Source organism: Vibrio sp. 10N.239.311.G01 (genome assembly GCF_041465805.1).
Lineage (GTDB): Bacteria > Pseudomonadota > Gammaproteobacteria > Enterobacterales > Vibrionaceae > Vibrio > Vibrio crassostreae_C.
In genome coordinates this window covers 72,339-97,464 of record NZ_JBFSRM010000017.1, presented here as the reverse complement: position 1 = coordinate 97,464, position 25,126 = coordinate 72,339, and the positions used below count along the sequence as shown (strand labels likewise).

The following is a 25,126-nucleotide window of genomic DNA, read 5'->3' as shown; positions in this document are numbered from 1 at the left end:
TAATATATGTCTTTCAATCAACGAGTACGCTGATTGGGGATATATGCATAATAAATATACCCACATAGAAGCAAATACAGATGCCACATCTGTGAGTAGCCAAACATTGTAACGAAATTATATGAAATGACAATGACAGAGCGGATTTGCAAGCTATCCAACGGCTTCGTTTGGTAAGGTAAACCATACTTGTGATGATTTACCTGCTCTTCTAATCCTCTTAATTACCCAGCTGTATCAACTTAACAACTGCACCCTACCTGTTCCGAGTTCGCTCATTCAACTTATCTCTTACAAACTAGTTATTTAGAACTAAGCTATATAGAAGCAACGGAATGCAGATGAGGTACATATGGAGAAACGGGCTACTTGTATATCGCTCATACGACCTTTACCGCTAGTAATAGCCGCCATGTTTTCTGCGCCAAACGCATGGGCCAACAAAGATTACGGCCCCTTAATCAGTTATACCCAAGCACCATTGCAGTCTGTTCGTCTCACTCCGGCACTTCGCTCTGGCTTCCCCCTCAAAGAGAATAAAGTTGAAATATTTACCGCCTTAACTGCCGCGAGTATCTGGGCCAATTCCCACGACTACCACTTAGACTATTATCAGAATCAGCTTCACACTGGTTTGCGATGGCAATTAACTAAAACGTGGCAAGTAGAATTCAATTACCGCTACCTTTACGCCGCCAACAATAACCTAGACAAAATCACCATCAACTTTCATGACCTATTCGACATCGACCAAGCAGGACGCGATCGTAAAGAACGGCATCAATTTGATATTCACGCACCAGACCACGATATCAATATTAGAGACTTCTCCGGCGATACGCTGACTAGTGCTTTCACCCTCTACACTCAATACCAAATCATAGACCTTGAAAACCACGGTTTATCCTTTGGTGTATCCCTTTATCACAACAATGTCAGCCACGGTGCCTTTGAAGGAAGTAGCTCCGAGCAAAGCGCTCAATTCAACTATGCCTACCAACTCGATATCAATACCTTTTACACAAGCTTAGGGCTCGCCAATCAGTCAAATCGAGATGTAGAGAATGGCTTTGCACATAAGAAAACAACATGGTCATGGATGGGCGGCTATCAACTCACACTATTTGAAAATCATGAGTTACACCTTGAATATAGATGGTATGAAGGCGCAGAAGACGGTGAAACTGAGTTTTCAGAGGCCGCGAATGAAATGATGTTTGGATATAGGTATCTAATGCAACGCTCAGCAGTCGAGATATCCATTATCGAAAACATCTTCAACATGGACAACTCCACCGATGTTGCCTTCCAGCTGGCCTATCGTCATCAGTGGTAAGTCCATTTATGGTCGAGATAGTAGAATTAAAAAAGCCGAACGGATAAGTTCGGCTTTAGAAATCGTACTGTCTTGTCTCTATTAATAGAAAGAGTAACGACTAACAGAGAGAGCAACTACGCATTCATGATTCTTGAGACTGCGTTACGAATGTCTGAATCGGCAGCGTTCGCAGGCAAGCTGAATGAGATGTATTGATCGCCACGGAAGCTCATTGAGCGATCGATTTCTGCTAGGCAGTGAACCATTGAGCCTTCAACGATGAATGACAGCTCGATCTCTTTATTATTCATGAAACCGCCGCTGCGAAATTCAATCTCTTGGTAACAACCCGAACGAGAAGCAAAGTTGTTGCCTTTTAAGAAGCCCTTCTCTACGTCAGCTTTCACCATTGCCATACCGGATGCTTCCACGCCTTGGATGATTTTAGCAACTGTTGGCAGTGGGTGTACGGAGATAAAGTCACGGTCTTTAGGGTCAATCGCGAAGCCTATATCTAGGTTGGTTTCAACCCACACATGGCATTGGTTCATTTGTGCGTTCAACGCGGTGACTGGCGTTTCATCATTTAACTTAAGTCGGAATGGAACCAGTTTGGTTTCGCCCGGTTGGATAACGAAAGGCTCTACCGCTTGAATACGACCCAGTGAAAAGGTTTCGTAGCTGGTACTGTCTTCCGTTTCTACTTTTACTTCTGTGTTGAGAACCAAGTTAATCAAGTCGATTTGTTGCTCAACGTCGCCACCAACAATGTGAACATTGCCAGACAACTCTCCACCTTGGAAAACTTCAATATTATCTAAGACAGTATCAACCTTTGCTGCACCGATGCCCAACGAGGCCTTTAATTTCTTAAACATATTATTTCCCTTTCTAATCATCTGATTTACGAATAGTTATTACGTGACAATTTGCGACACTTGCCTCACAGAATCAAGCAATTTGCCCCATCTATGTTGAATAAGGTCACATTGCCCGAGGAAATGTTGAAATCGTGAAAAATTCCGTTACTCTATTTGTATAGTCAAATAAGGTTTCATTATGTCGAAAGCGCCGCTCTACCTTCAGATAAAACAGTTCATAGACGATAATATCAACAGTGGTCACTGGCCAGTGGGTTACCAGATAACCACAGAACTCGAACTCACAGAGCAGTTCAATGTGAGTCGAATGACGGTCAATAAAGCCATTCGAGATCTTGTGTCTGAAGGCAAACTCATCAGGAAGCCAAGGCTAGGTACTTTTGTTTGTGAACCCGACGAAAAGGCGCAATCTCCGCTGCTTGATATCAACAACATCGCGCAAGAGATCAAAGACCGTGGCCAAACGTATGCTAGTCAAGTTATCAAACACGATAACATCAAGGCTGATGAAAGCACCGCCACACGGTTAGGTGTGATGATTAACGCAGAAGTATTTTATAGTGAAATCATTCATTTTGCTGACAACACACCGATTCAATTGGAAGCGCGCTGGGTGAACTCTCAAGCCGCTCCAAAATACCTAGAGCAAGACTTTTCAACCTCGACACCCAATGAATACCTTTCAAAAAGCTGCCCGTTGAGTGCTATCGAGCACACGGTTGAAGCTATTATTCCTGACTCTCAAATCAGAACGTCACTAAAGCTTTCTGAATCAGAGCCTTGCCTTCTTTTGAATAGAAGAACATGGAGCAAAGAACGGCTCATCAGCTTTGCATTGCTCTACCATCCTGGCTCTAAGTACAAATTAAGCTCCAAGATACTTCTAGATTAAAGAATATCATCCTGATCGCCGATCACATTTTTGCAACATCAACTTGATTCGGGTCAGCGTTTAGCCTATTTATTTGTATATACATTTAATGTTTAGCAAAGATCTAGGTGATTATGAATTTGATCCTCAAAAACGCACGAGTGGTCTCCATGAGTTCGGGAGCCGATGGTTATCAGCCCTCTTCCCCTCAAAATATCGTTATCGAAAACGGTAAGATCGTATCCATCTCTCGTTCAAACCACGAGGCCCTTGCTTCTGAATTAGAACAACTGAGCACAGATAGCTCTGCGGATTACATCACCTATGACTGCAAGAACAAACTCGTCACCCCTGGGTTAATTGATTGCCACACTCATCTCGTATTTGCAGGTAATCGTGCCAACGAGTTTGAGCAGCGTTTGAATGGTGTGTCTTACACCGACATCGCCAAACAAGGCGGCGGCATTCTGGCGACAGTAACCGCGACCCGCGCAGCGCAAGAATCCGAACTGGTTGAAATGGCTTTGCCTAGACTCGATGGCCTGCTAAGAAGTGGCGTAACCAGCATCGAAGTAAAATCTGGCTATGGTTTAACACTTGATGATGAACTCAAAATGTTACGCGCAGCCAAAGCTTTAGAGAATCATCGCCGAATTAAGATCACCACTACTCTCCTTGCAGCGCATGCTGTGCCACCCGAATACAAAGAGCAACCGGACAGCTATATCGATCTGGTTTGCCAAGAGATCATTCCTAAAGCTGCAAAGCAAGGGCTCGCCGATGCAGTTGACGTGTTTTGCGAATCTATCGGCTTCAACCTAGAACAAACCGAACGTGTATTTGCAGCAGCCAAAGCACATGGCCTCGCGATTAAAGGCCACACTGAACAACTTTCGAATATGGGTGGCAGCGCGCTTGCAGCTAAATACGGCGCACTCTCTGTTGACCATGTTGAATACCTTGATGAAACCGGAGTAAAAGCACTGGCAGAATCAGGCACAGTTGCCACCTTGCTACCCGGTGCTTTCTACTTCCTGAAAGAGACTCAACAGCCACCTATTGCTTTACTTCGTGAACACAAAATCCCAATGGCGATCGCGACCGACCTAAACCCCGGCACATCTCCCTTTGCAGACTTAACGCTGATGATGAACATGAGCTGCACCCTGTTTGGTACGACGCCTGAAGAAGCGCTACGCGGTGTAACTTGTAACGCGGCGGCTGCCATTGGTAAGTCACAAACCAAAGGCAAAGTCGAAATCGGTTATGCCGCAGATTTGGCTATCTGGAACATCGACCACCCTGCAGATCTAAGCTATCAAGTCGGTGTTCCTCACCTGCATAAACGCATTGTTAATGGCGAGGTGTGTCATGACTCAATCTAAATCCAACGGTATCCAAGAGAACGCAACAACCGTGCATAACTTTGTGTGGACCGGACGTAATGATCTTGAAGATAGCGCACTCGGTACTCGCGTTCATCACATTACCAAGCAAGTGCAAAGTAGTGAGTTAAGTGACAAGCTGACTGACGGTGATATCGCCTTGGTAGGCTTTGCCAGCGATGCCGGTGTTGCAAGAAATAAAGGACGCGTGGGCGCGAAACAAGCACCTAACTTGATACGCCAAGCGTTGGCGAATATGGCTTGGCACAGTGACGCACACATCGCCGATCTTGGTGATATCGAGTGCAATGATGGTCAATTAGAAGTCAGCCAAAAACAGTGTGCTTCTGTGATTGCCAATGCCTTAGCAACCAACAAAGTGATTACCCTTGGCGGTGGTCACGAGGTGGCTTGGGCAACGTTCCAAGGTCTCGCTGAGCACCTAAATAAAATTCAATCAGAACACAATCCTAAGATCGGCATCGTTAATTTTGATGCTCACTTTGATCTTCGTGAATTTGAAAGCGACATCACCGATGTTAAACCGAGCTCCGGCACGCCTTTTAACCAGATCAGTGATTACTGCCACGCACATCAATGGCCGTTTCATTACGCTTGTCTTGGTGTGAGTGCCGCCAGCAATACCAAAGCGCTGTTTAACAAAGCTGACCAACTGGGCGTGTGGTATGAACACGACCGCAACATGACCCAAGTGAATCAAGTCGCTCAACTGATCAAGTTACAAAAATTCATCGTTGAGTGTGATTATCTCTATCTCACCATTGATCTCGATGTTTTCCCCGCAGCTACTGCGCCGGGCGTAAGTGCACCAGCGGCAAGAGGCGTGAGCTATGAAGCGCTTGCTCCTTTTCTAGAACAGATTTTCCAACACAGTGAAAAACTCATTATCGCGGACATAGCGGAATACAACCCAGACTACGACGTCGATGGCCAAACGGCTCGATTAGCGGCTCGTTTATGTTGGGATATTGCCAGTGCAATGGCCAGCGACTAATCCAGCTATACCGATAACTACAACTACAACTACAACTACAACTACAACTACAACGATATAACGTGAAACAGAAGGAATTCCAAAATGACGGAACACCACAACAGTGACCCTCGTCTCGACACGACTCGCGAAATTCGCGCACCTCACGGCACCACTTTGCGCGCTAAATCTTGGTTAACAGAAGCACCACTGCGTATGCTGATGAACAACCTAGACCCTGATGTGGCAGAACACCCACATGCACTGGTTGTGTATGGCGGTATTGGTCGCGCGGCACGTGATTGGAAATGTTATGACAAAATTGTTGAAGTATTAGAGCGTTTAGAGGACGACCAAACGTTACTTGTTCAATCCGGTAAACCTGTGGGCGTGTTCCCGACTCATAAAAACGCACCTCGCGTACTGATCGCTAACTCGAACCTTGTTCCACACTGGGCGAACTGGGAACACTTCAACGAGCTCGATAAAGAAGGCTTGATGATGTACGGCCAAATGACCGCGGGCAGCTGGATCTACATTGGTTCACAAGGCATCGTTCAAGGTACTTACGAAACCTTTGTCGCTATCGCGAAGAAGCACTTCCAAGGTGAAGCAAACGGCAAGTGGGTTCTAACGGGCGGTCTTGGTGGAATGGGCGGCGCTCAACCTCTTGCTGCAACGATGGCTGGCTTCTCAATGATCGCAGTGGAGTGTGATGAATCACGAATCGACTACCGCTTGCGTACTGGCTATGTAGACAAAAAAGCCACCAGCTTAGATGAAGCGATGGCAATGATTAAAGAGTCAGACACGCCAATCTCTGTTGGCTTATTAGGTAACGCCGCAGACGTCTTCCCAGAGTTAGTTGAACGCAATATCACACCTGATGTGGTGACTGACCAAACCTCTGCCCACGATCCTCTTAACGGCTACTTGCCGCAAGGTTGGACGATGGAGAAAGCCGCACAAGAGCGCACCATTGATGAAGCAAAAGTGGTGAAAGCCGCTAAGCAATCAATGGCGATTCAAGTACAAGCGATGCTAGACCTGCAATACCGCGGCGCAGCGACCGTGGATTACGGTAATAACATTCGCCAAATGGCACTGGAAGAAGGCGTAGAAAACGCGTTTGATTTCCCGGGTTTCGTTCCGGCTTATATTCGACCTTTATTCTGCGAAGGTATTGGTCCTTTCCGTTGGGCGGCACTATCTGGTGACCCAGAAGACATCTACAAAACAGACCAAAAAGTAAAAGAACTGATTCCAGACAACCCACATCTACATAACTGGCTAGATATGGCGCGTGAACGCATTCAGTTCCAAGGCCTGCCAGCGCGTATTTGTTGGGTTGGCTTGAAAGATCGTGAACGCTTAGGCCAAGCATTCAATGAAATGGTGCAAAATGGCGAACTGAAAGCACCAGTTGTTATCGGTCGTGACCACCTAGATTCAGGTTCAGTAGCAAGCCCGAACCGCGAAACAGAAGGCATGATGGATGGATCAGATGCCGTATCAGATTGGCCTCTATTGAATGCCCTTCTGAACACAGCGGGCGGCGCAACTTGGGTTTCTTTGCACCACGGTGGTGGCGTTGGTATGGGCTTCTCGCAACACTCAGGCATGGTGATTTGTTGTGACGGCAGTGAAGATGCATCACAGCGTATTGCTCGCGTACTTCACAATGACCCAGCAACCGGCGTTATGCGTCATGCTGATGCAGGTTACGATATTGCCAAGCAATGTGCCAAAGAGCAAAAGCTTGATTTACCTATGCTAAACGAAGAACTTCGTCGCCTTTAATGTCTGGAGAGAACATGTTGAACTTATTACTTAAGCCAGGACTTCTTGGCCTATCTGAACTTCGAAAAATCAGCCGTAGCCCTGTGAACTTATCACTCGATCCTACAGCAATCCCGGATATCGAAGCGAGCATGCAAGTTGTCGAACAAGTGATTGCTGAAGACCGCACTGTGTATGGCATCAACACGGGTTTTGGCTTATTGGCAAATACCAAAATTGCGCCTGAAGATTTAGAAGTACTACAGAAAAGTATCGTGCTTTCTCACGCGGCCGGCATTGGTAAATTCATGTCTGATGAAACCGTGCGCTTGATGATGGTGTTAAAGATTAACAGCTTGTCTCGTGGTTACTCGGGTATCCGACTCAAGGTCATCAATGCTCTTATCGATCTTGTGAACGCACAGGTTTATCCGTGTGTTCCACAAAAAGGATCTGTGGGTGCTTCAGGAGATCTTGCTCCCCTCGCCCACATGAGTACGGTACTTCTAGGTGAAGGCCAAGCGCGCCACAACGGCAAAATCATCACTGGCTTAGAAGCAATGCAGATCGCTGGCTTGGAGCCAATCACACTTGCTCCGAAAGAAGGCTTAGCTCTGTTAAACGGCACACAAGCATCGACTGCCTTTGCATTAGAAGGTCTGTTCGCAGCGGAAGACTTGTTTGCGTCTGCAACCGTATGTGGCGCGATGTCTGTAGAAGCTGCACTGGGTAGTCGTCGTCCGTTTGACCCTCGAATTCATCGCGTTCGTGGTCATCGTGGTCAAATGGATGCCGCGCTTGCTTATCGCCATATGCTTGATCAAAAGAGTGAGATTGGTGAATCACACACTTGCTGTGAAAAGGTTCAAGACCCTTACTCGTTGCGCTGTCAGCCTCAAGTGATGGGTGCCTGTTTACAGCAAATTCGTAATTCAGCAGAAACCTTAAACATTGAAGCAAATGCCGTATCCGACAACCCGCTAGTTTTCGCTGACGATGGCGACATCATTTCGGGCGGTAACTTCCACGCAGAACCTGTCGCAATGGCAGCCGATAACCTTGCACTAGCGATAGCTGAAATCGGTAGCTTGTCAGAGCGTAGAATGGCGTTGTTGATTGATAGTGCGCTAAGCAAACTTCCACCTTTCTTGGTCGATAACGGCGGCGTGAACTCGGGCTTTATGATTGCTCAAGTAACGTCTGCAGCACTCGCTAGTGAGAACAAAACCTTGGCTCATCCTGCGTCAATAGACAGCCTGCCTACATCAGCAAACCAAGAAGATCACGTCTCAATGGCCACCTTTGCCGCTCGTAGGCTTAGATACATGGCTGAAAACACCCGTGGGATATTGGCAGTAGAATATTTAGCAGCAGCACAAGGGCTAGACTTCCGCACTCCGAATCTATCTTCTCCTCGTGTGGAAGAAGCAAAACAGATTTTGCGTGAGAAAGTCAGCTTCTACGACAAAGACAGATATTTTGCACCGGATATTGAACAAGCGAACTTATTGCTCAAATTGTCCGTTCATAATCACCTAATGCCAGAGGGCACTTTGTGTAGCTTTTAAAGCAAAAACATTCTAAACAACACCCATTAGAGTGTCATATAAACAAGGGCTATCGATTAGCCCTTGTTGCATTGAGCCAAAGGCCATATTTCCCTTCAAATCGTCACATACCATCCGACGTATTTATCTAATCGACTGATATATAAGCAAAGTTAACTGGATAGACCATTAGAACGAAGTTAGTTAGCTATAATCCACCCCAGATTTGATGACTAATAGCGATACTATGTTTCTGACACCTTACTTTTCTACTGAAGACAATCAATTTCAATTCACTCGTGAACAGGCTAGCCACTTTGCTAAAAAAGTAGCCGCTGACTTCAACCCAATTCACGATGAAGACAACAAGCGCTTCTGCGTGCCTGGCGATCTTTTGTTTGCAGTACTTCTGCAAAAAGAAGGCATCAGCCAAAAAATGCGTTTTGATTTTTCAGGTATGGTGGGTAACGGTATTGCGCTAAGCGTTGACAACAAATGTGAGAAAGAAAGCTCACTGGTTGACGAGAAAGGCAAAGAGTACCTGCACATGTCTTGTGAAGGTGAAAAGAGCCACGATCAAGCATTCATCGAACACGTAGTAACAAACTACGTTAAGTTCTCTGGTATGAACTTTCCACACATCATGGTTCCTCTTATGGAAGAGCAACAGATGATGATCAACTGCCAGCGTCCTCTTGTGATCTACGAGAGCATGGAAGTTGAGTTTACTCGCCTAGACCTGTCTCATCCAGAAGTTGAATTCTCTGGTGCGACTTTTGACGTTGAAGGTAAGCGTGGCATCGTAACACTGAACTTTGACTTTAAAGAAGACGGCGAAGTTGTCGGTAAAGGCGTAAAGCGTATGGTAGCAAGTGGCCTTAAGCCATACGACCAAGCTTCTGTAGACGACCTAGTAAACCGCTTCAACGAACGCAAAGAGATGTTTCTAGCTCAGTTCACAGCCGCTGCTTAATCAGCTCTAGAACAAGATCAATAAAGCCCAGCTTGATAATCTCAAGCTGGGCTTTTTTATTTCGATTACTAAGCCAGCACTCAAATCATCACTAAATCCAGCGTCTAACCTTTTGTTTGTAATCAACATATTCTGCGCCGAATAATTGTTCTAGTGCTCGCTCTTCGGGTTTGATTTGGAAGTAATTCATGTAGATTACGAAGCCAAAGCTAAGTAGTACACTGAAGATATTCTGGAAGAAGTAGCCAAAGCAAAATAGCAGGATGAACAACCCTAAGTACATTGGGTTTCGCGTGTAGCCAAAAATTCCACTGTCCACGACGGCTGAAGCGGTTTCTACTTTGATCGGGTTAACGGTGGTTTTCTGTTTTCGAAATTCCAATATACCGGATATTCCGATCACACCACTCAATGTGACTCCGATTCCTAACACAATCATTCCATAAGGCAATGCCAGTGTCCCTTGGCTCAACTGTTGAGCGCAGAAGTATGATGCTACGAATACAATAATGAACAGTGCAACTGGTGGTACTTTTAATTCTAGAAATTTCATACTTTTCCTTATTAACATTCCTTTGTTAGTTTAGAAAAAAGCCCAGCAATTGCTGGGCTAAATGTATTAGAGAATTTTTGCTAGCGCCTGTAATGGGTGAGCAAGCTTCTCACCTTCAAAACGCTTCACTTGGCTGCGGCAAGAATAGCCCGTCACCAAGCAACGATCTTTTGGTAAGTCCTGCATTTGAGGCTTCCAGCTTAAACCATATATGTCTTTCGACATTTGTAGCTTATCGACTTCGTGGCCGAAAGTTCCCGCCATACCACAACAGCCGACAGGAACGCTGGTTAACGCCGCCCCAAAGTGTTTGAAGATAGTACCCCACTCTTTTTCAGCGTTCGGCATTTTGGTTTTCTCAGTACAGTGAGCAAACAAGTACCACATATCTTCACTTGCTGAGCGTGCTTCGAACTCACCTAGCGATGGCATTAACCATTCATGCACAGTAAGTACATCAAAGTCGCCGCGCTTGTCACCTAAGATCTCGACGTATTCATCGCGGTAACAAAGCACAAGAGCAGGATCAACACCGACCAAAGGAATTCCGATATCCGCCACCATCGACAAGAAATCCGAAGTCGATTTCGCCTCACGTGCAAAACGATTTAAGAAGCCCTTGATGTGCAACGCTTTACCATTCGGTTTGAACGGCAGCAGTACCGGAGTTTTGCCAAGTTTTTGAGCCAGAGTGACGAAGTCTTCAATCACCTCGGCATCATAGAAGCTGGTAAACGGGTCTTGAACGATCAGCACATGCTGTTTCTTCTGTTCAGAAGACAAGCCTTCTAAATACTGTAAATCGAAGAGTTGCAGCTCTTTACTCGCTAGACGATTTTTGAGCGTAGGCACCGACATCAATGGTGCATCAACATAACCGACCGTTTTAGCTGTTGCCGTTTGGATCCACTTTTGACCCAATGCAGCGTTGACTACTTTTGGCGCTTTCGCCATCAGCGGCAGCATGGTTTCAATGTTGGCAACTAGATAATCTTTTGCAGGGCGCTGGTAACGCGAGTAGTAGATGTTCAAGAATCGAGAACGGAAACTTGGTACATCGACTTTGATCGGACATTGACTCGCACACGCTTTACACGCCAAACAACCGTTCATCGCCTCATGAACTTCATGCGAGAAATCGTACTCATGGCGTTTGTTCATCGTATTGCGAACACGCTCAATCATAGTCTTAACGGGTGTGTTGTCTTTCAACGCTTCTTGCTCAAGGTCGAGAATATCAACGCCTTGTTCAGTCAGTTGACGCAACCACTCTCTTACCAAGCCTGCGCGGCCTTTGGGTGAGTGACGTCGGTCAGCCGTAACTTTCATTGAAGGACACATTGGCGAGCTAGTATCGTAGTTGAAACACAAGCCGTTACCGTTACATTCCATTGCTTGTTTGAAGCTGTCACGAACTTGTACGTCGATCTGACGGTCGTAGAAACCACGCTTGGTATCGGTGACTTTCACCAATTCAGCGTCACTTTCTAAAGGCGTACAGATCTTGCCTGGGTTCATCTTGTTGTGCGGGTCGAATGCTGCTTTAATACGTCTTAATTCGGTAAACAGCTCTTCACCAAAGAAGTCTGGGCCATACTCAGAACGGAAACCTTTACCGTGCTCGCCCCACATTAAACCGCCGTATTTCGCCACCAGCTTAACCACTTCATCAGAGACTTCATGCATCAATGCTTCTTGCATCGGGTCACACAGATCCAATGCTGGACGAACGTGTAATACGCCCGCGTCAACGTGACCAAACATGCCGTAATTCAACTCTTTTGAATCGAGTAACACTCTAAATTCAGAGATGAAATCCGCGAGGTTTTCTGGTGGTACACAAGTATCTTCAGCAAAAGCGACTGGCTTAGCTCGGCCTTTCGCCGCACCTAACAGACCCACTGCTTTCTTACGCATGTTGTAGATTCGGCCAATGCTCGCCAAATCGCTACAAACTTGAAAACCAATCACGCCGGCTTCTTCGCTTTCAACCATGGTTTCAAGGCGTGCAGTCAGCGCTTGAACTTGCTGTTCAACTTCCGCTTCATCTTGGCCTGCAAACTCAACCATGTTGATGCCAAGCATCTCTTTGTTCGGAACATCAGTCAGCAAATCGCTCACGGTGTGCCAAACGATGTCTTGCTTCGCTAGGTTCAATACTCTTGAATCTACCGTTTCAACAGACAGTGCTTTCGCTTCCACCATGAACGGCGCATTACGCAGCGCAGAATCAAACGTGTTGTATTTCACGTTAACCAGTGTGCGCGCTTTTGGAATCTTGGTTAGGTTTAACTTTGCTTCCGTGATGAATGCTAAAGAACCTTCAGCGCCACATAGAACGCGAGTTAGGTCAAAGCTGTCATCTTGTTCGTTGATTGCATTCTTTAGGTCATAGCCTGTTAAGAAGCGATTCAGCGGAGGGAATTTATCTAAGATTTGAGCGCGTTTGTCTCGACAAACCGCCTCTGTCACCACAAGTGCATGGTGAGCGAATTCACCCTCTACAGGTAAGCCGTGTGATAAATCAGATTCTAGACATGAACCATCTGCGAACACCGCTTGCAGCGACAATACATGGTCAGACGTTTTGCCGTACTTCAATGACCCTTGGCCCGAAGCATCGGTATTGATCATGCCACCCAAGGTTGCTCGGTTACTGGTAGAAAGGTCTGGAGAGAAAAAGTAACCATAAGGGCGAACAGCGTCGTTCAATTGATCTTTAACGACACCAGACTGAACTCTTACCCAGCCCTCTTTCTCGTTAATCTCAAGAACCTTATTCATGTATCGCGACAGGTCAACCACGACACCTTTTGTTAAAGATTGTCCGTTGGTTCCGGTACCGCCGCCACGAGGGGAAAAAGTCACGCGTTCGTAAGCGGATTTAGAAACCACTTTACCGATAAGCACAACGTCTTGCGTTGTTTTAGGAAGGATGACCGCCTGCGGCAATTGCTGATAGACACTATTATCAGTCGCCACAGCCAAACGGCTAGAATATTGAGATTCAATGTCGCCAGTAAAGCCCGCTGTTTTTAGTTCATCTAAAAAGCGTACGACAACTGGATCGACATCAGCATTGAGTTGAAGTCTTGGTAACATTTGCTTCCTGCCCCTACTTCGCTGATCCTATCAGCATTGGGTTATCTGAGATTTATAATAATTTTCTTTGAATTTCGTCACTTTACTACTATTAAGATCATATAAAAAGGTGATCAAATCAGAATCTCAGTGCAAGAATGGAGAAATAGTCACTTTCGTCTTAATTCAGTAACAATATACTGAATAACATTTTGTTTAAGACATCTCCACGAGCACATCACAATGAAAAAAAACAAAACAGTCACAACTGAAGATATCCTTCTTAAACTATGCCAATCAGTCTCAAGCGTACTGACTTCAGCGACGGCTTCTCAGGTGTCCTATTCAGCCATGGTTCAAAAGATCAACAAGACAAGCCTAAAGCCAGATTTTGGTTGCTTCGTTCTGTTTGACGGCGGCTTTTCTGGTCTCGTTGTTATTAATTTTACGTCCAAAGCAGCGCTAGAGATCTACACCAATTACATGCGCAATATGGGCATGCCTGAAAACGAGCTTGCTGTGCTTCATACTTCAGACGAAGTGGGTGATGTATTGGGTGAGTTGATGAACCAATTAGTTGGCGATTTCACCAATAAAATCCGCAAAGAGCTGCAAACCAACATCACACAAAACCAACCGAAAATGCTGGCTCTGAACAAGCAAGTTAACCTTTCTGTTGATACCAATCTCGACCGTCCACAAGCTCGTCGTGTGACCTTCTCTACCGCTAATAACAACATCTTCTACCTTGAGCTTGCGATGGATAAGACTGAGTTCATTCAATTAGAAGAATTTGAAATCGCAGAAGACGAATGTCCAGATAGCATTCTTGAGGCGACTCAGAAAAAAATGCAAGAAGCGAACAAGCCAGCTCAAAGCTCTGGCAATGATTCTGCGGCAGATCTACTCGATGAACTGGGTATCTAGTTTACGAATGCTCTAGACATATTGAAAAAACGTGTCACTAACGCCATCAATACGCTTGATGGCGTTTTTGTTTTTACCGCCAACTGGGCTCATGCAGTTCAATGTTCACCGCCTTCCTTGTTCATCAAACCAGTTTTGCCTTTCTGTTACCCGCGAAAACATGTAAAATGTTGGACTTTTAAAAATTTGCGGTACTGATTAAATTGTCGATGGATAAGAAAAAAGCCCTAAAGAAAATTGCCAAGTGTCTTGAGCTTGGAAATTCTGCGAACGTCAATGAAGCTGCCAATGCGATAAAAATGGCGCATAACTTGATGCTGAAATATGGTCTCGAAAAAGACGATATTGAATTTATCAAGATGGGGAAAACTCAGTCCAGTCACCTGTTACCTGCAAATATCAGTTCTACACTGCTGCGTGTTATTCGCGGTATCAACACCAAATTTGGCGTAGAAGCCGTATTGCTGAATCATAAAGGCCTCAAGCGTGTTGAGTTCATTGGTGAAGCCGACCGCGCGATCTTCGCAGCGTTCGCTTTCGATATCATTTATCGTGAACTGAATGAACACACCGGCCAATTCAGAAATAGCTTTGCTGGCTCTGGCACAGGGTCCTTAGAAGTGACACGCCGCGTGAACTCGTTTGTTTCAGGCTGGGTTGAAGGTGCGCTTGAAAAGCTACCAACCATTACTCCCGACGACGAATCAAACAACAAGATCAATAACTACATTGATAAAGAATTCAAAAATATCGACCGTGAAACGTTCAAGCAGCAACTGAGAGAAGCGATGAAAAACCTCACCGCCGATTATGAAGTTGGTTTGAAGAAAGGTCGTAAATTGTCTGTTAATCGACCAGTTGGCGGTACCCAGGCAGCTAAAAAGATAACTAAATCATAGAGCCGATGCACATTGGCTTAGGGTATTGATAGTGATTACTTTAGTCGTATCACTCGCCGAAGAAGATACGACTTAATTGACAACCACATATCGTATTAGACTTAACTATGAGGTCCCATTGTTTATCGTGTCCAATTTTCCCCCCTCATCATTTCTTAGAGCTCTATTTCTAGCCCTCATCTTTTCCACGATACCGTTGTCCACCACACATTTCGTGCACGCAGCAAGCAGTGATGAATTTTCACTAGAATCACAACCTCAAGATCCAGTTTCTCAATACCAATTGGCTCAAGCTTATGAATCGGGTGTCGACGTTCCTGTTAGCACCAGTGATGCATTGTATTGGTACACGCAGTCAGCAGAAAACGGCAACCCAAACGCGCAATTTAGACTGGGTGAATGGTACTTGGCAGGTACAGGTGTTGAACAAAGTAACAAGCTTGCTTTGGAATGGTTTATTAAAGCGGCGTTGCAAGGTAACCAGCGCGCACCTATCGAGGTAGCAAAACTCTACGAATCCTCGCTAGAACAAGACCTCCTTCAACCATTAGATAAAGCGCAGCTATGGTATGAAGCAGCCTTAAAAGATAATCCACAAGCAGAAGAGGGCTACAACCGCATTTTGGAAGCACAATTCAACCAGCAACGTGCAAAACAGATCTCTTCAATAGAACAGCTCGATGACAGCATCGACTCTGAAATAGACACCAGTCAGGGGGTATCTAAGCACGTTCAATCTAACCAAGCATCACGCTCTAACCTCTCCAGTTCTAACCTCTCCAGTTCTAACCTAACTAGCTCTGACTATATGATTGGTGCTGCGTTGGCCGTGTTGATTTCAATCATCAGCATTATTGCGACGCTCGTTATCTCAAGAAAAAGACAAGCTCTAAAGTCGGGTGATTCGCGACAGCAACAACAATCACTTGAAGCGCAGCTTAGCTCGAAGGACCTTACGATTAAGCAGCAAAAACGCCAGCTGAACACTATGTTCCACGAATTGAAGAAGCAGAAAAACAGCAAAGGTCTGAGTAATTTGCAGGTGGCCTGCGCGCTATTTGGCTACACACCTAGCTCAATCCCCGACCAGAAAAGCATCAAGATCCGATACAAACAGCTATCAAAGATCTACCATCCAGATGGTCACGGATGTGACGAAGAAATGAAACGTTTGAACAATGCGCTAAAAACCATTTTACAAAATGTTACAAAACCGTAAACAAACACACATCTTCATTTTCCTAGATCTCAAAGATATCGATTTTATTGGTGTTGCAATCGATCCCCCTCTCAAAAATGGGTAACAAACTATTAACTAATGGGTCTTACTTGTGTCATAATTTGCGCCGAAAATACACCTGACTTAAACAGGTGAGGAGAGAATATGTTCACAATAGAAGGCGTTTGTGATTGGTGCAAAAAGCCAAGCCTAGTTAAAAAGCACGACTACCTAGATGGTAAGTGTCATCATGCATGTAACGAGTGCAATGATATTGCAACCATTGATGTTCGCCAGTTCAATATTGGTGAAATGGAAATGAGAGCAAAACTCTCCCAAGCGACATTGAGATAAGCAACACCGTGAAATATAAGAAAGCGCCTAAGGCGCTTTTTTTGTGCCTGTGGTTTTAGATCTTCTTTCTTCTTTCTTCTTTCTTCTTTCTTCTTTGTTCTCTCTTCTATACAGGTATATACAGTACTTTTCTGCAAAAACCAGTGTATACACCTGTATAAAGCTCACATTTATTCAACTTATGATACAAAACAGTAGATTCATTCAAATTTAATTTATCGAATACTTTCAATGATTTAATCATTTACCATCCATAACCTCAGACGAAATCGTCCAATAATCCCGCAAAAAACGCTTGATCTTATAAGCAACTAAAACTACTGTATACACATACAGCATGTATATAAGGACAGCAAAATGATTCAAGCACACGTTAAAGCACAACACTCTAGCCCGCTAGTTCACTGCGCATTTACATCAGTTTCTCGTAAAAGCAAAAATTCAAACGAGGAAGCGTTGTTTGCAAGAATGGCGTTGCTGTCCAATCAACATCAGTGGTTACTGTTTACGGCTCAAACACCAAGACCATCGGCTAAGCAGCTTAAGCAACATAATGTTTGCTGCGACCGCGTTATTCATATGAAAGCCTCTCATCAAATGACTGAGGTAGAGACTGTCGAGAAAGCAATCCGCTCTAAGAATGCGAGCGCGATTGTTGCAAGTGCATCGATTGATCAGTTCAGCCAACAGTACCTAAGAACATTAGGGTTACGCTTTCAATGTGAAGTCTTCTTTATGGATGCAAATTCAGAGCGTATTCACTAAGCCACCTTGCTTAATAACATGTTGGCTTAATAACATTTTGGCTCAAAAACATGGTCCACAAACATAGCTTAATCTTTTAGCTAACAAACTTAATTTAACTTAAGAAACAATTCGCCAAAACACAGTCCAAACATACTGCCTTCCCCTGCCCTACAATTCGCCCATTTTTTAGCGGATTGTTAGGCGGGGGTTTTTATTTAAACAACAGATTTAGCAATCGTTTGCTTTTTCTCTGGAAGCAAATAGTAGATTGGGTATAATGCCCGTCTAATCATGTGCACACCGCACTTCTCTGTATGACGTTTGATAAAAGATAGGAATGTCTAAATGAGCCTTGCTGATCAAGTTCTTGCCGTAAATGATGACCTACCAATCCGTACTGACAAACCTGTCCACAGTGGCAAGGTTCGCTCAGTCTACTGGTTAACTGAAGAAGATAGCCAACGACTAATTAAAGAGAATGGCTACGACGTAGCACCCGATGCGCCTCTAGCTATCATGGTGATCAGTGACCGTATCTCTGCATTTGATTGTATCTGGCGTGGTGAAGGGAATCTTAAAGGTGTTCCAGGTAAGGGAGCGGCTCTGAATGCTATCTCTAACCACTGGTTCAAATTGTTTAAAGACAACGGACTTGCTGACAGTCATATTCTTGATATCCCTCACCCGTTCGTATGGATTGTACAAAAAGCTCGCCCAGTCATGATCGAAGCGATTTGTCGTCAATACATCACTGGTTCAATGTGGCGTGCATACGCAAACGGCGAACGTGAATTCTGTGGTATCGAGATGCCTGAAGGCCTTGAGAAAGACAAGAAGTTGCCTGAGCTACTGATCACGCCTTCAACAAAAGGGATTCTGAAAGGTATTCCTGGCGTTCCAGAAGCTGACGATGTGAACATCACACGCAACAACATCGAAGATAACTTCGCAGCATTCAACTTTACTCAAGCAAGCGACATCGCGCATTACGAAAAACTTCTTAAAGAAGGCTTCAACGTAATCAGCCAAGCGCTAGCAAAAGTAGACCAAACCTTTGTTGATACCAAATTTGAGTTTGGCTACGTCAACGATGCTCAAGGCAAAGAAAAGCTTATCTACATGGACGAAGTCGGTACTCCAGATTCATCTCGCATTTGGGATACTCAGGAATATAACAACGGCAACATCGTTGAGAATTCAAAAGAAGGCTTCCGTCAGTTCTTGCTTAACTACTTCCCTGATGCCGACATTCTTTTGAATAAAGAGCGTATGCCAGAACGTGAAGCATTGGCTCGTGACAATGAACTTCCACTGGATTCTCTAATGTCTCTGTCTCGCACTTACCTTGATATCGCAGCGAAAATCACAGGTGCGGAGATCGTACTGAGCGAAAATCCTAAGCAAGAGATCATCGATGTACTGCGCGCTGACTATGGTCTAATCGACTAGTCGCTTAATTGCTAATTGCTTAATCGCTTAATCGCTTAATCGCTTAATCTCAAAATAAAAAGCTCGAAAGCTAATAAGCTCGTAGACTCAAGTTTTAGATACTAAAAGGGCCTCAATATTTGAGGCCCTTTTTACGTGTACGTTTTTACTATTCCTCGAGAGAGATTATAGGCGAGCTGAAGTTACAGCTTAATCGTGAACTCTTCTCCAGAATTACCCGCAATCACTAAATGACTGCGCGATTCAATATACTCGATCTGCTCTTCTTCAAGTGAATATGGCATCACCACTTTGAGCTCATTGATCCCTTCCAGCTTAGCGAGCTTGAGTAAGGTAACAATGTTCGACTCATCACTTTTACGCGTCGACATTGATTTCAATGCCATCTGCCATAAACGATCCTCTGGGGTGCCCAACTCTTTAATGCTATCTCGCCAGACGGTACTGAACACTGGCGCAATTGTGGTGAGTGCTTCCAGAAAAGTCCATTTTTTACTGCATGAGGCGCCAAGAAATGTTGTGTAATCGAACTCTACACGCGTCTCTTCCTGTTTATCCATGATGTCCCCCGACACTTTGGCAACACAATATACTCAATATCTATCAACTCTTTCTTTATAGCAATAGGATATAGAAGAATAGTCTTTTATGACCTTTTGATTGGTTAAAAAGGAATATAAAAATCAAACTTGTAACAAAATAAGCACTGAAAAATCATATATGCATCTATTTGATTAATATTTTAGAGATAAAACTTATCCATCTATTTGATATCAATTATTCGACTCGCTTTTTTGAACTGAATACGCCAACCAGACCATGTCGGTAGCTCCCAACGTTTTGGCGATAACTTTCGGCTACCCGACTGATAATGGACGTAAATCAGCTTTCTTGCGGGCAAGTATTCAACATCGAGTTGCAAGTCGGCAAGGCTCAATGCAAACGGGTATTTTTCCGAAAATTCTGAGTAGAGCCAAGTTGGAATGCCATCGAACGGTATGTCTGCATGATCGAACATTTCCAATTCGCTGACATCAGTAACACCTAGTACTTCAAGCTGCTCTATAAACCATAGCTCAAAGTTAATGTTCTCAATTTCTGGTGTGTATTTAGTTTGTTCATCGAGACCAAGTTTCACATACAACTGCCAGTGTTTGATTTCTTGAGTGCGAGCCTTTGCAAAACCGGGAAGCTGCTCTCCATTTAACACAAGGTCGACGATAGGTTTTAACGATAGTTGCCCTTCAGCGGCGACGAGTTTGGTTGTAATCGTGCAGCCTGCGTACACCAATGCCATCTCGGTAAAAACACCATCATCATTCACAACGGTTTCGCCTTGCTCCCACTCTCCTAGTTCAGCATCAATGAGAAGCTCAAGAGGAATGGGTGTCGTGACCGTCGCTAAGGTCAGTGTTTGCTTAACGCCTCTTCCCGGCAAGCTGTGAGTATCCAACACCAACATCGCTTGTGCATTATCAGGGAAACGGTTCTGACGACCGAGCACCACTTCTAAAACACCATTGGCAAAGGCTTCTTTCCTTTTCAGTCGGCGCACAAACACCAGTTCAGGATGCAGATTCACAATGGTCTTGAGCAATTCAATGCGTTGGAAACGTGACGCGACTTCTAGCTGAGGAAGTTCAAATACCTCCCGCATTTGCTTCGCCAATCCTTGAGCTTCATTCAGAGCCTGTTGGTCGATGTCTAAATGCGGATATTCTCGACCGCGCACAATCTGAATCAACAGGCTTAAATCACACCCTTCCTTCTCTTGTTGCGCGAGCGCTTCAAGATGTTCTGCATTGTTTGGTAACTGATACAAGCGAGCAGGAACGGACAGCGCCGCAGTGAGATCAACCATCGCCTCTTTTAATGCTTTGGTTTTGATTCGAGTAACGATATCGGCATACAAAGCATCAATCGGCAACGGATACAGCTTTTTACCATGCTCGGTAACTTGATGGTCGGCGTTAATCGCTTCCATCGTCAGCAAGGTTTGAGTTGCACTGTTGAGTGATTTCTCTGGAATAGGGTCAAGGAAGGACAAGCTCTCAAGCGGAGATCCACAACATGCTGCGGCCAACATAGGTTCAGTCAGCTCTTCACGCTGCAATTCAGGCGGTGTGACTAACTCTAACGCCGCATGTTCACCATATAGACGCACGCAAACGCCATCCATTACCCTACCCGCGCGGCCAGCTCGCTGTTTGGCACTCGCTCGTGATATGGATTTAAGCATCAGTGTGGCTCTGCCATTACGCTGAACGGTGCGTCTCTCTAATCCTGAATCTATCACCACGCCAATGTCAGGAATGGTTAATGAGGTTTCTGCAACGTTGGTCGCAAGGATGACCTTTCTCAAACCATTACCTTCAGTATGGATATTCCGACCCGATAACGCTGAATCTCGCTCTTTATCACTGACCGACGCATGCAATTTAACAACTTGGATATCTGGATTTTTCGCTAAGGCTTGTTCGCATTGCACGATCTCTTTTTTACCCGGTAGAAAAACCAACATATCGCCAGAAGAAGCGATCAACTGATGATTAACTTCTTCCACGATGCGCTGCCCTAGATGTCGACTATCAGGCAGTGTTCTGGATTCATTCGCTCTGTGTTCAATCTCAACTTGATAAGTTCGCCCCTCGCAGCTAATTCGATTCGCATCCAAGTAATCAGCAAGACGCTCCCCTTCAATGGTTGCTGAAGTGATCACCAAGCGATGGCTCTCTTTTTGTTTCAGAATCGCCACCAGCAGATCAATGTCCCAGCGCCTCTCGTGAAACTCATCCACCACAATCACATCAAAACTGGCTAATCCGTCTTCTGATAACCAACGCAGCGCGATACCGGGCGTCACAAAAACAACGTTAGTTTGCTCGTTATACTCTGACTCAAGCTTAATCGCATAGCCAACCTTGCTACCAAGCTTCTCACCCGATTGCTGTGCGAGGTATTTAGCCAATGACGTACACGCGATACGTCTTGGTTCCACCACCAGCACTCGTCCATGCTGAGAAGCCCAAAGTGGCAGGCGCGTTGATTTACCTGATCCGGTTTCCGCCTCTACGACAAGGTGAGAATTAGCGATTTGTTCGTGGAATACGTTTTGATAAGCATCGATGGGAAGTAATGACATAAAATGGCGAGTAGCGAAAAAGTGTGAGCAAAGTATAACGAATTATCGTGTTGAAATTCGATAAGTGTGGGACAGAGGTAAGAATATCATTTTGTTTGCTCAGATCGCGGAGAAACTATTTACAATTGAATAACTAAACCGTTATCATTTTTTAGTTACCCTTTCTCCCATATTAGGCATCCAATGAACAACGATAAACGCCCTCTATATATCCCTTATGCTGGTCCTGCTCTACTAAGTACACCTCTTCTAAACAAAGGCAGCGCATTCTCTGCTGAAGAGCGCAGTTCTTTCAACCTTGAAGGTTTGTTACCGGAAACAACCGAAACAATCCAAGAGCAAGTAGGACGTGCATACAAACAATATTGTAACTTCGAAAGTGATATGGATAAGCATATCTACCTTCGTAACATCCAAGACACTAATGAAACGCTTTTTTATCGTTTAGTTCAAAACCACATCTCTGAAATGATGCCTATCATTTATACGCCAACCGTTGGCGCAGCATGTGAGAACTTCTCAAATATTTACCGTCGTGGCCGTGGTCTGTTTATCTCATACCCGAACCGCGATCGTATCGATGACCTACTGAATAATGCGACAAACCACAACGTTAAAGTTATCGTGGTTACGGATGGTGAGCGTATTCTTGGTTTGGGAGACCAAGGCATCGGTGGTATGGGTATTCCAATTGGTAAGCTAGCACTTTATACAGCTTGTGGCGGTATCAGCCCAGCTTACATGCTACCAATCGTGCTCGATGTGGGTACTAACAACCCTCAACGTCTTGCTGACCCAATGTACATGGGCTGGCGTCATCCTCGTATTACGGGTGCTGACTACGATGCATTCGTTGAAGAGTTCATCCAAGCGGTTCAACGCCGTTGGCCTGATGCATTAGTTCAGTTCGAAGATTTCGCACAAAAGAACGCAATGCCACTGCTTGAGCGCTACAAAGATCGCATCTGTTGTTTCAACGATGATATCCAAGGCACAGCAGCCGTAACGGTTGGTTCTCTACTTGCAGCATGTAAAGCAGCAAACAGCAAACTTTCAGACCAACGTATCACCTTCTTGGGTGCGGGTTCTGCGGGTTGTGGTATTGCTGAAGCTATCATTGCTCAAATGGTGTCTGAAGGTATCAGCGATGCACAGGCACGCTCTCAAGTTTACATGGTTGACCGTTGGGGTCTGCTACAGGAAGGCATGCAGAACTTGCTTGATTTCCAACAGCGCCTAGTTCAAACCAACGCAAATACTAAAGACTGGGAAAGCGATGGCACTGGCTTCTCACTACTAGACGTTGTTCGTCACGCTAAACCAACAGTATTGGTTGGTGTATCTGGGGCGCCGGGTCTATTCAGCAAAGAAGTCATCAAAGAGATGAACCTACACAGTGAACGCCCTATCGTGTTCCCACTGTCGAACCCAACAAGCCGTGTTGAAGCGACGCCAAACGACATTATTCGTTGGACTGATGGCCAAGCACTTGTTGCGACAGGTAGCCCATTTGAGCCAGTCGTTCACAACGGCACAACTTACCCAATCGCTCAGTGTAACAACAGCTACATCTTCCCAGGTATTGGCCTTGGTGTATTGGCTGTGAATGCTTCACGCATCACTGACGAAATGCTAATGGAATCAAGCCGTGCACTTGCTACGTGTTCTCCACTAGCAATCAATGGCACAGGTGCTCTACTTCCACCATTGGAAGAGATCCACACGGTATCTAAGAAAATTGCTCTTGCGGTAGGTAAAAAGGCGATTGAACAGGGCGTTGCTCTAGAGATCACTGAAGAAGCACTGCAACAAGCGATTGACCAGCACTTCTGGCAGCCAGTTTACCGTCGCTACAAGCGCACGGCATTCTAATAAAGCGTACTGCGCTTGGAATAAAGAGCGTTAACGACTCTTATATGAGCCTCTGCAATTGCAGGGGCTTTTTTCTTTAAACTGTCTTGTCTTTTTAACTGATTTTTCTCATTTTTATTTGGTATTATCGAGCACTCAAAAATTAATGCTCAGTGAAAGGACCATACCGAGAGTGAAATTTGATTCTCACATTATCCGTAGCTACATAAAAAAAGCTTACAAAAAACTGCAAGGTTTTCTGTTTGGCGCTTTCCTCGTGTTCTTAGTAGGCAGCGCTGCGGTTATTGCGATCGATTATTGGGTTTCATGGCAAGCGGAAGATCGCATCATCTACGATATAGATGAAGTGCCCGAGCTTGAGGTCGCCGTTGTGCTTGGCACGAGCAAATATTTGGGTCGAACACTCAACGACTATTATAAGCACCGAATCGAAGCCGCGATTGAGCTGTTCGATCGTGAAAAAGTGGACCAATTTCTACTGAGCGGCGATAACGCTCATCGCTCTTACAATGAGCCGTGGACGATGAAACGCGACTTGTTAAAAGCGGGCGTCCCCGAGGAACGCATCAATCTAGATTACGCGGGTTTCAGAACCTTAGACTCGATTGTTCGCGCCAAAAAGATATTCGATACCGATAACTTTCTGATCATCACTCAAAAATTCCACTGTGAAAGAGCGTTATTCATCGCCAATTCTTACGATATTCACGCGCAGTGTTTAGCGGTTTCAGGACCAACCCATCACTCGGGAAGCTCAATACGTTTGCGTGAAGTGTTTGCGCGTACCAAGGCATTTCTTGATCTGTATATTATGGGGACAACGCCAAAGTTCCTTGGACCTAAAGAGCCCATTCAACCGAGTCCAAAACCGGAATCATTTCCGATCCCAAACCCTATCACCGACCCCACTGTAAACCCTATTGTAGACCCTATAACAAGCCCGATTGCAGACCCAGCAGAGACCGATGTGTAGAAAACTACACATTTTGAATTTGTTGCCTCACACTTCCCCATTGTTAAGCAAAAACACACCAACACTCCTTTATTAACTTGAGTAACATTCTTCCAACAAAGTCTGACCCTACATCAAGCTATATACCTCGACAATAATAAGCATGACTCAATGAAGTCGTGC

Annotated in this window: 19 protein-coding genes and 2 pseudogenes; 16 read left to right on the top strand and 5 right to left on the bottom strand. The window is 45.0% G+C overall.

The window, feature by feature from the left end; all coding sequences use genetic code 11:
• Positions 1 to 412 precede the first annotated feature (412 nt).
• A complete protein-coding gene (locus AB6D06_RS14705; protein ID WP_372110704.1) occupies positions 413 to 1,336 on the top strand; it encodes a DUF3187 family protein in 924 nt (307 codons plus the stop codon).
• 116 nt (positions 1,337 to 1,452) lie between these two features.
• Here AB6D06_RS14705 and AB6D06_RS14700 read toward each other — a convergent pair whose 3' ends face one another.
• Complete coding sequence (locus AB6D06_RS14700; protein ID WP_280590822.1) at positions 1,453 to 2,196, bottom strand: sporulation protein; 744 nt, start codon at positions 2,194 to 2,196, stop codon at positions 1,453 to 1,455.
• A gap of 181 nt (positions 2,197 to 2,377) precedes the next feature.
• On the opposite strand from AB6D06_RS14700, the gene hutC reads away from it, so the two are divergent.
• From hutC to AB6D06_RS14670, 6 genes are all read left to right on the top strand, one after another.
• Complete coding sequence (hutC, locus tag AB6D06_RS14695; RefSeq protein ID WP_372110701.1) at positions 2,378 to 3,091, top strand: histidine utilization repressor; 714 nt, start codon at positions 2,378 to 2,380, stop codon at positions 3,089 to 3,091.
• 113 nt (positions 3,092 to 3,204) lie between these two features.
• Positions 3,205 to 4,455: an imidazolonepropionase gene (gene hutI / locus AB6D06_RS14690; protein ID WP_372110698.1), complete on the top strand. Its 1,251-nt coding sequence runs from the start codon at positions 3,205 to 3,207 to the stop codon at positions 4,453 to 4,455.
• Positions 4,442 to 5,470: a formimidoylglutamase gene (gene hutG, locus AB6D06_RS14685; RefSeq protein WP_372101262.1), complete on the top strand. Its 1,029-nt coding sequence runs from the start codon at positions 4,442 to 4,444 to the stop codon at positions 5,468 to 5,470. Before hutI ends, hutG begins: the two co-directional genes overlap by 14 nt.
• Before the next feature lie 84 nt (positions 5,471 to 5,554).
• Positions 5,555 to 7,249, top strand: a complete 1,695-nt coding sequence (hutU, locus tag AB6D06_RS14680; protein WP_372110695.1) for a urocanate hydratase — start codon at positions 5,555 to 5,557, stop codon at positions 7,247 to 7,249.
• 14 nt (positions 7,250 to 7,263) lie between these two features.
• On the top strand, positions 7,264 to 8,796 hold the full coding sequence (gene hutH, locus AB6D06_RS14675; protein ID WP_372110692.1) for a histidine ammonia-lyase: 1,533 nt from the start codon (positions 7,264 to 7,266) through the stop codon (positions 8,794 to 8,796).
• A 226-nt stretch (positions 8,797 to 9,022) separates the two neighbouring features.
• Entirely contained in the window at positions 9,023 to 9,748 is a 726-nt protein-coding gene (locus AB6D06_RS14670) for a DUF3581 domain-containing protein (RefSeq protein ID WP_016792117.1), read from the top strand.
• A 91-nt stretch (positions 9,749 to 9,839) separates the two neighbouring features.
• Here the strand turns inward: AB6D06_RS14670 and AB6D06_RS14665 are convergent, their stop codons facing one another.
• Both AB6D06_RS14665 and AB6D06_RS14660 read right to left on the bottom strand, forming a co-directional pair.
• The gene (locus AB6D06_RS14665) at positions 9,840 to 10,301 is read right to left on the bottom strand and encodes an isoprenylcysteine carboxylmethyltransferase family protein (RefSeq protein ID WP_017066183.1); all 462 of its coding nucleotides are present in this window, start codon (positions 10,299 to 10,301) and stop codon (positions 9,840 to 9,842) included.
• A 66-nt stretch (positions 10,302 to 10,367) separates the two neighbouring features.
• The gene (locus AB6D06_RS14660; protein ID WP_065585192.1) at positions 10,368 to 13,403 is read right to left on the bottom strand and encodes an FAD-binding and (Fe-S)-binding domain-containing protein; all 3,036 of its coding nucleotides are present in this window, start codon (positions 13,401 to 13,403) and stop codon (positions 10,368 to 10,370) included.
• A 222-nt stretch (positions 13,404 to 13,625) separates the two neighbouring features.
• Between AB6D06_RS14660 and AB6D06_RS14655 the strand changes: the two genes are divergently transcribed.
• The 7 genes and pseudogenes from AB6D06_RS14655 to AB6D06_RS14625 all read left to right on the top strand — a co-directional run bounded on the left by AB6D06_RS14655 (position 13,626) and on the right by AB6D06_RS14625 (position 18,977).
• Positions 13,626 to 14,309 (top strand): DUF3334 family protein, encoded by a 684-nt coding sequence (locus AB6D06_RS14655; RefSeq protein WP_017059770.1) that lies wholly within the window; start codon positions 13,626 to 13,628, stop codon positions 14,307 to 14,309.
• A 209-nt stretch (positions 14,310 to 14,518) separates the two neighbouring features.
• Positions 14,519 to 15,208 (top strand): DUF2786 domain-containing protein, encoded by a 690-nt coding sequence (locus AB6D06_RS14650; RefSeq protein WP_017059769.1) that lies wholly within the window; start codon positions 14,519 to 14,521, stop codon positions 15,206 to 15,208.
• 118 nt (positions 15,209 to 15,326) lie between these two features.
• Positions 15,327 to 15,894: pseudogene (locus AB6D06_RS14645) on the top strand (tetratricopeptide repeat protein); the annotation flags it as partial.
• A 95-nt stretch (positions 15,895 to 15,989) separates the two neighbouring features.
• Positions 15,990 to 16,427: pseudogene (locus AB6D06_RS14640) on the top strand (hypothetical protein); the annotation flags it as partial.
• A gap of 165 nt (positions 16,428 to 16,592) precedes the next feature.
• A complete protein-coding gene (locus AB6D06_RS14635) occupies positions 16,593 to 16,781 on the top strand; it encodes a hypothetical protein (RefSeq protein WP_017059767.1) in 189 nt (62 codons plus the stop codon).
• Between the two features lie 357 nt (positions 16,782 to 17,138).
• Entirely contained in the window at positions 17,139 to 17,546 is a 408-nt protein-coding gene (locus AB6D06_RS14630) for a SulA-like leucine-rich domain-containing protein (protein WP_017055178.1), read from the top strand.
• Positions 17,547 to 17,873: 327 nt separating this feature from the next.
• Positions 17,874 to 18,977, top strand: a complete 1,104-nt coding sequence (locus tag AB6D06_RS14625; protein ID WP_372106127.1) for a phosphoribosylaminoimidazolesuccinocarboxamide synthase — start codon at positions 17,874 to 17,876, stop codon at positions 18,975 to 18,977.
• Between the two features lie 182 nt (positions 18,978 to 19,159).
• On the opposite strand, the gene AB6D06_RS14620 is transcribed toward AB6D06_RS14625, so the two are convergent.
• A complete protein-coding gene (locus tag AB6D06_RS14620; protein WP_017059766.1) occupies positions 19,160 to 19,537 on the bottom strand; it encodes a hypothetical protein in 378 nt (125 codons plus the stop codon).
• Positions 19,538 to 19,740: 203 nt separating this feature from the next.
• Complete coding sequence (locus AB6D06_RS14615) at positions 19,741 to 22,119, bottom strand: helicase-related protein (protein ID WP_372110687.1); 2,379 nt, start codon at positions 22,117 to 22,119, stop codon at positions 19,741 to 19,743.
• Positions 22,120 to 22,302: 183 nt separating this feature from the next.
• On the opposite strand from AB6D06_RS14615, the gene AB6D06_RS14610 reads away from it, so the two are divergent.
• Together AB6D06_RS14610 and AB6D06_RS14605 are read left to right on the top strand one after the other, a co-directional pair.
• Entirely contained in the window at positions 22,303 to 23,991 is a 1,689-nt protein-coding gene (locus AB6D06_RS14610) for an NAD-dependent malic enzyme (protein WP_136973971.1), read from the top strand.
• Positions 23,992 to 24,163: 172 nt separating this feature from the next.
• Entirely contained in the window at positions 24,164 to 24,964 is an 801-nt protein-coding gene (locus tag AB6D06_RS14605; protein ID WP_372110682.1) for a vancomycin high temperature exclusion protein, read from the top strand.
• Positions 24,965 to 25,126: the final 162 nt, after the last annotated feature.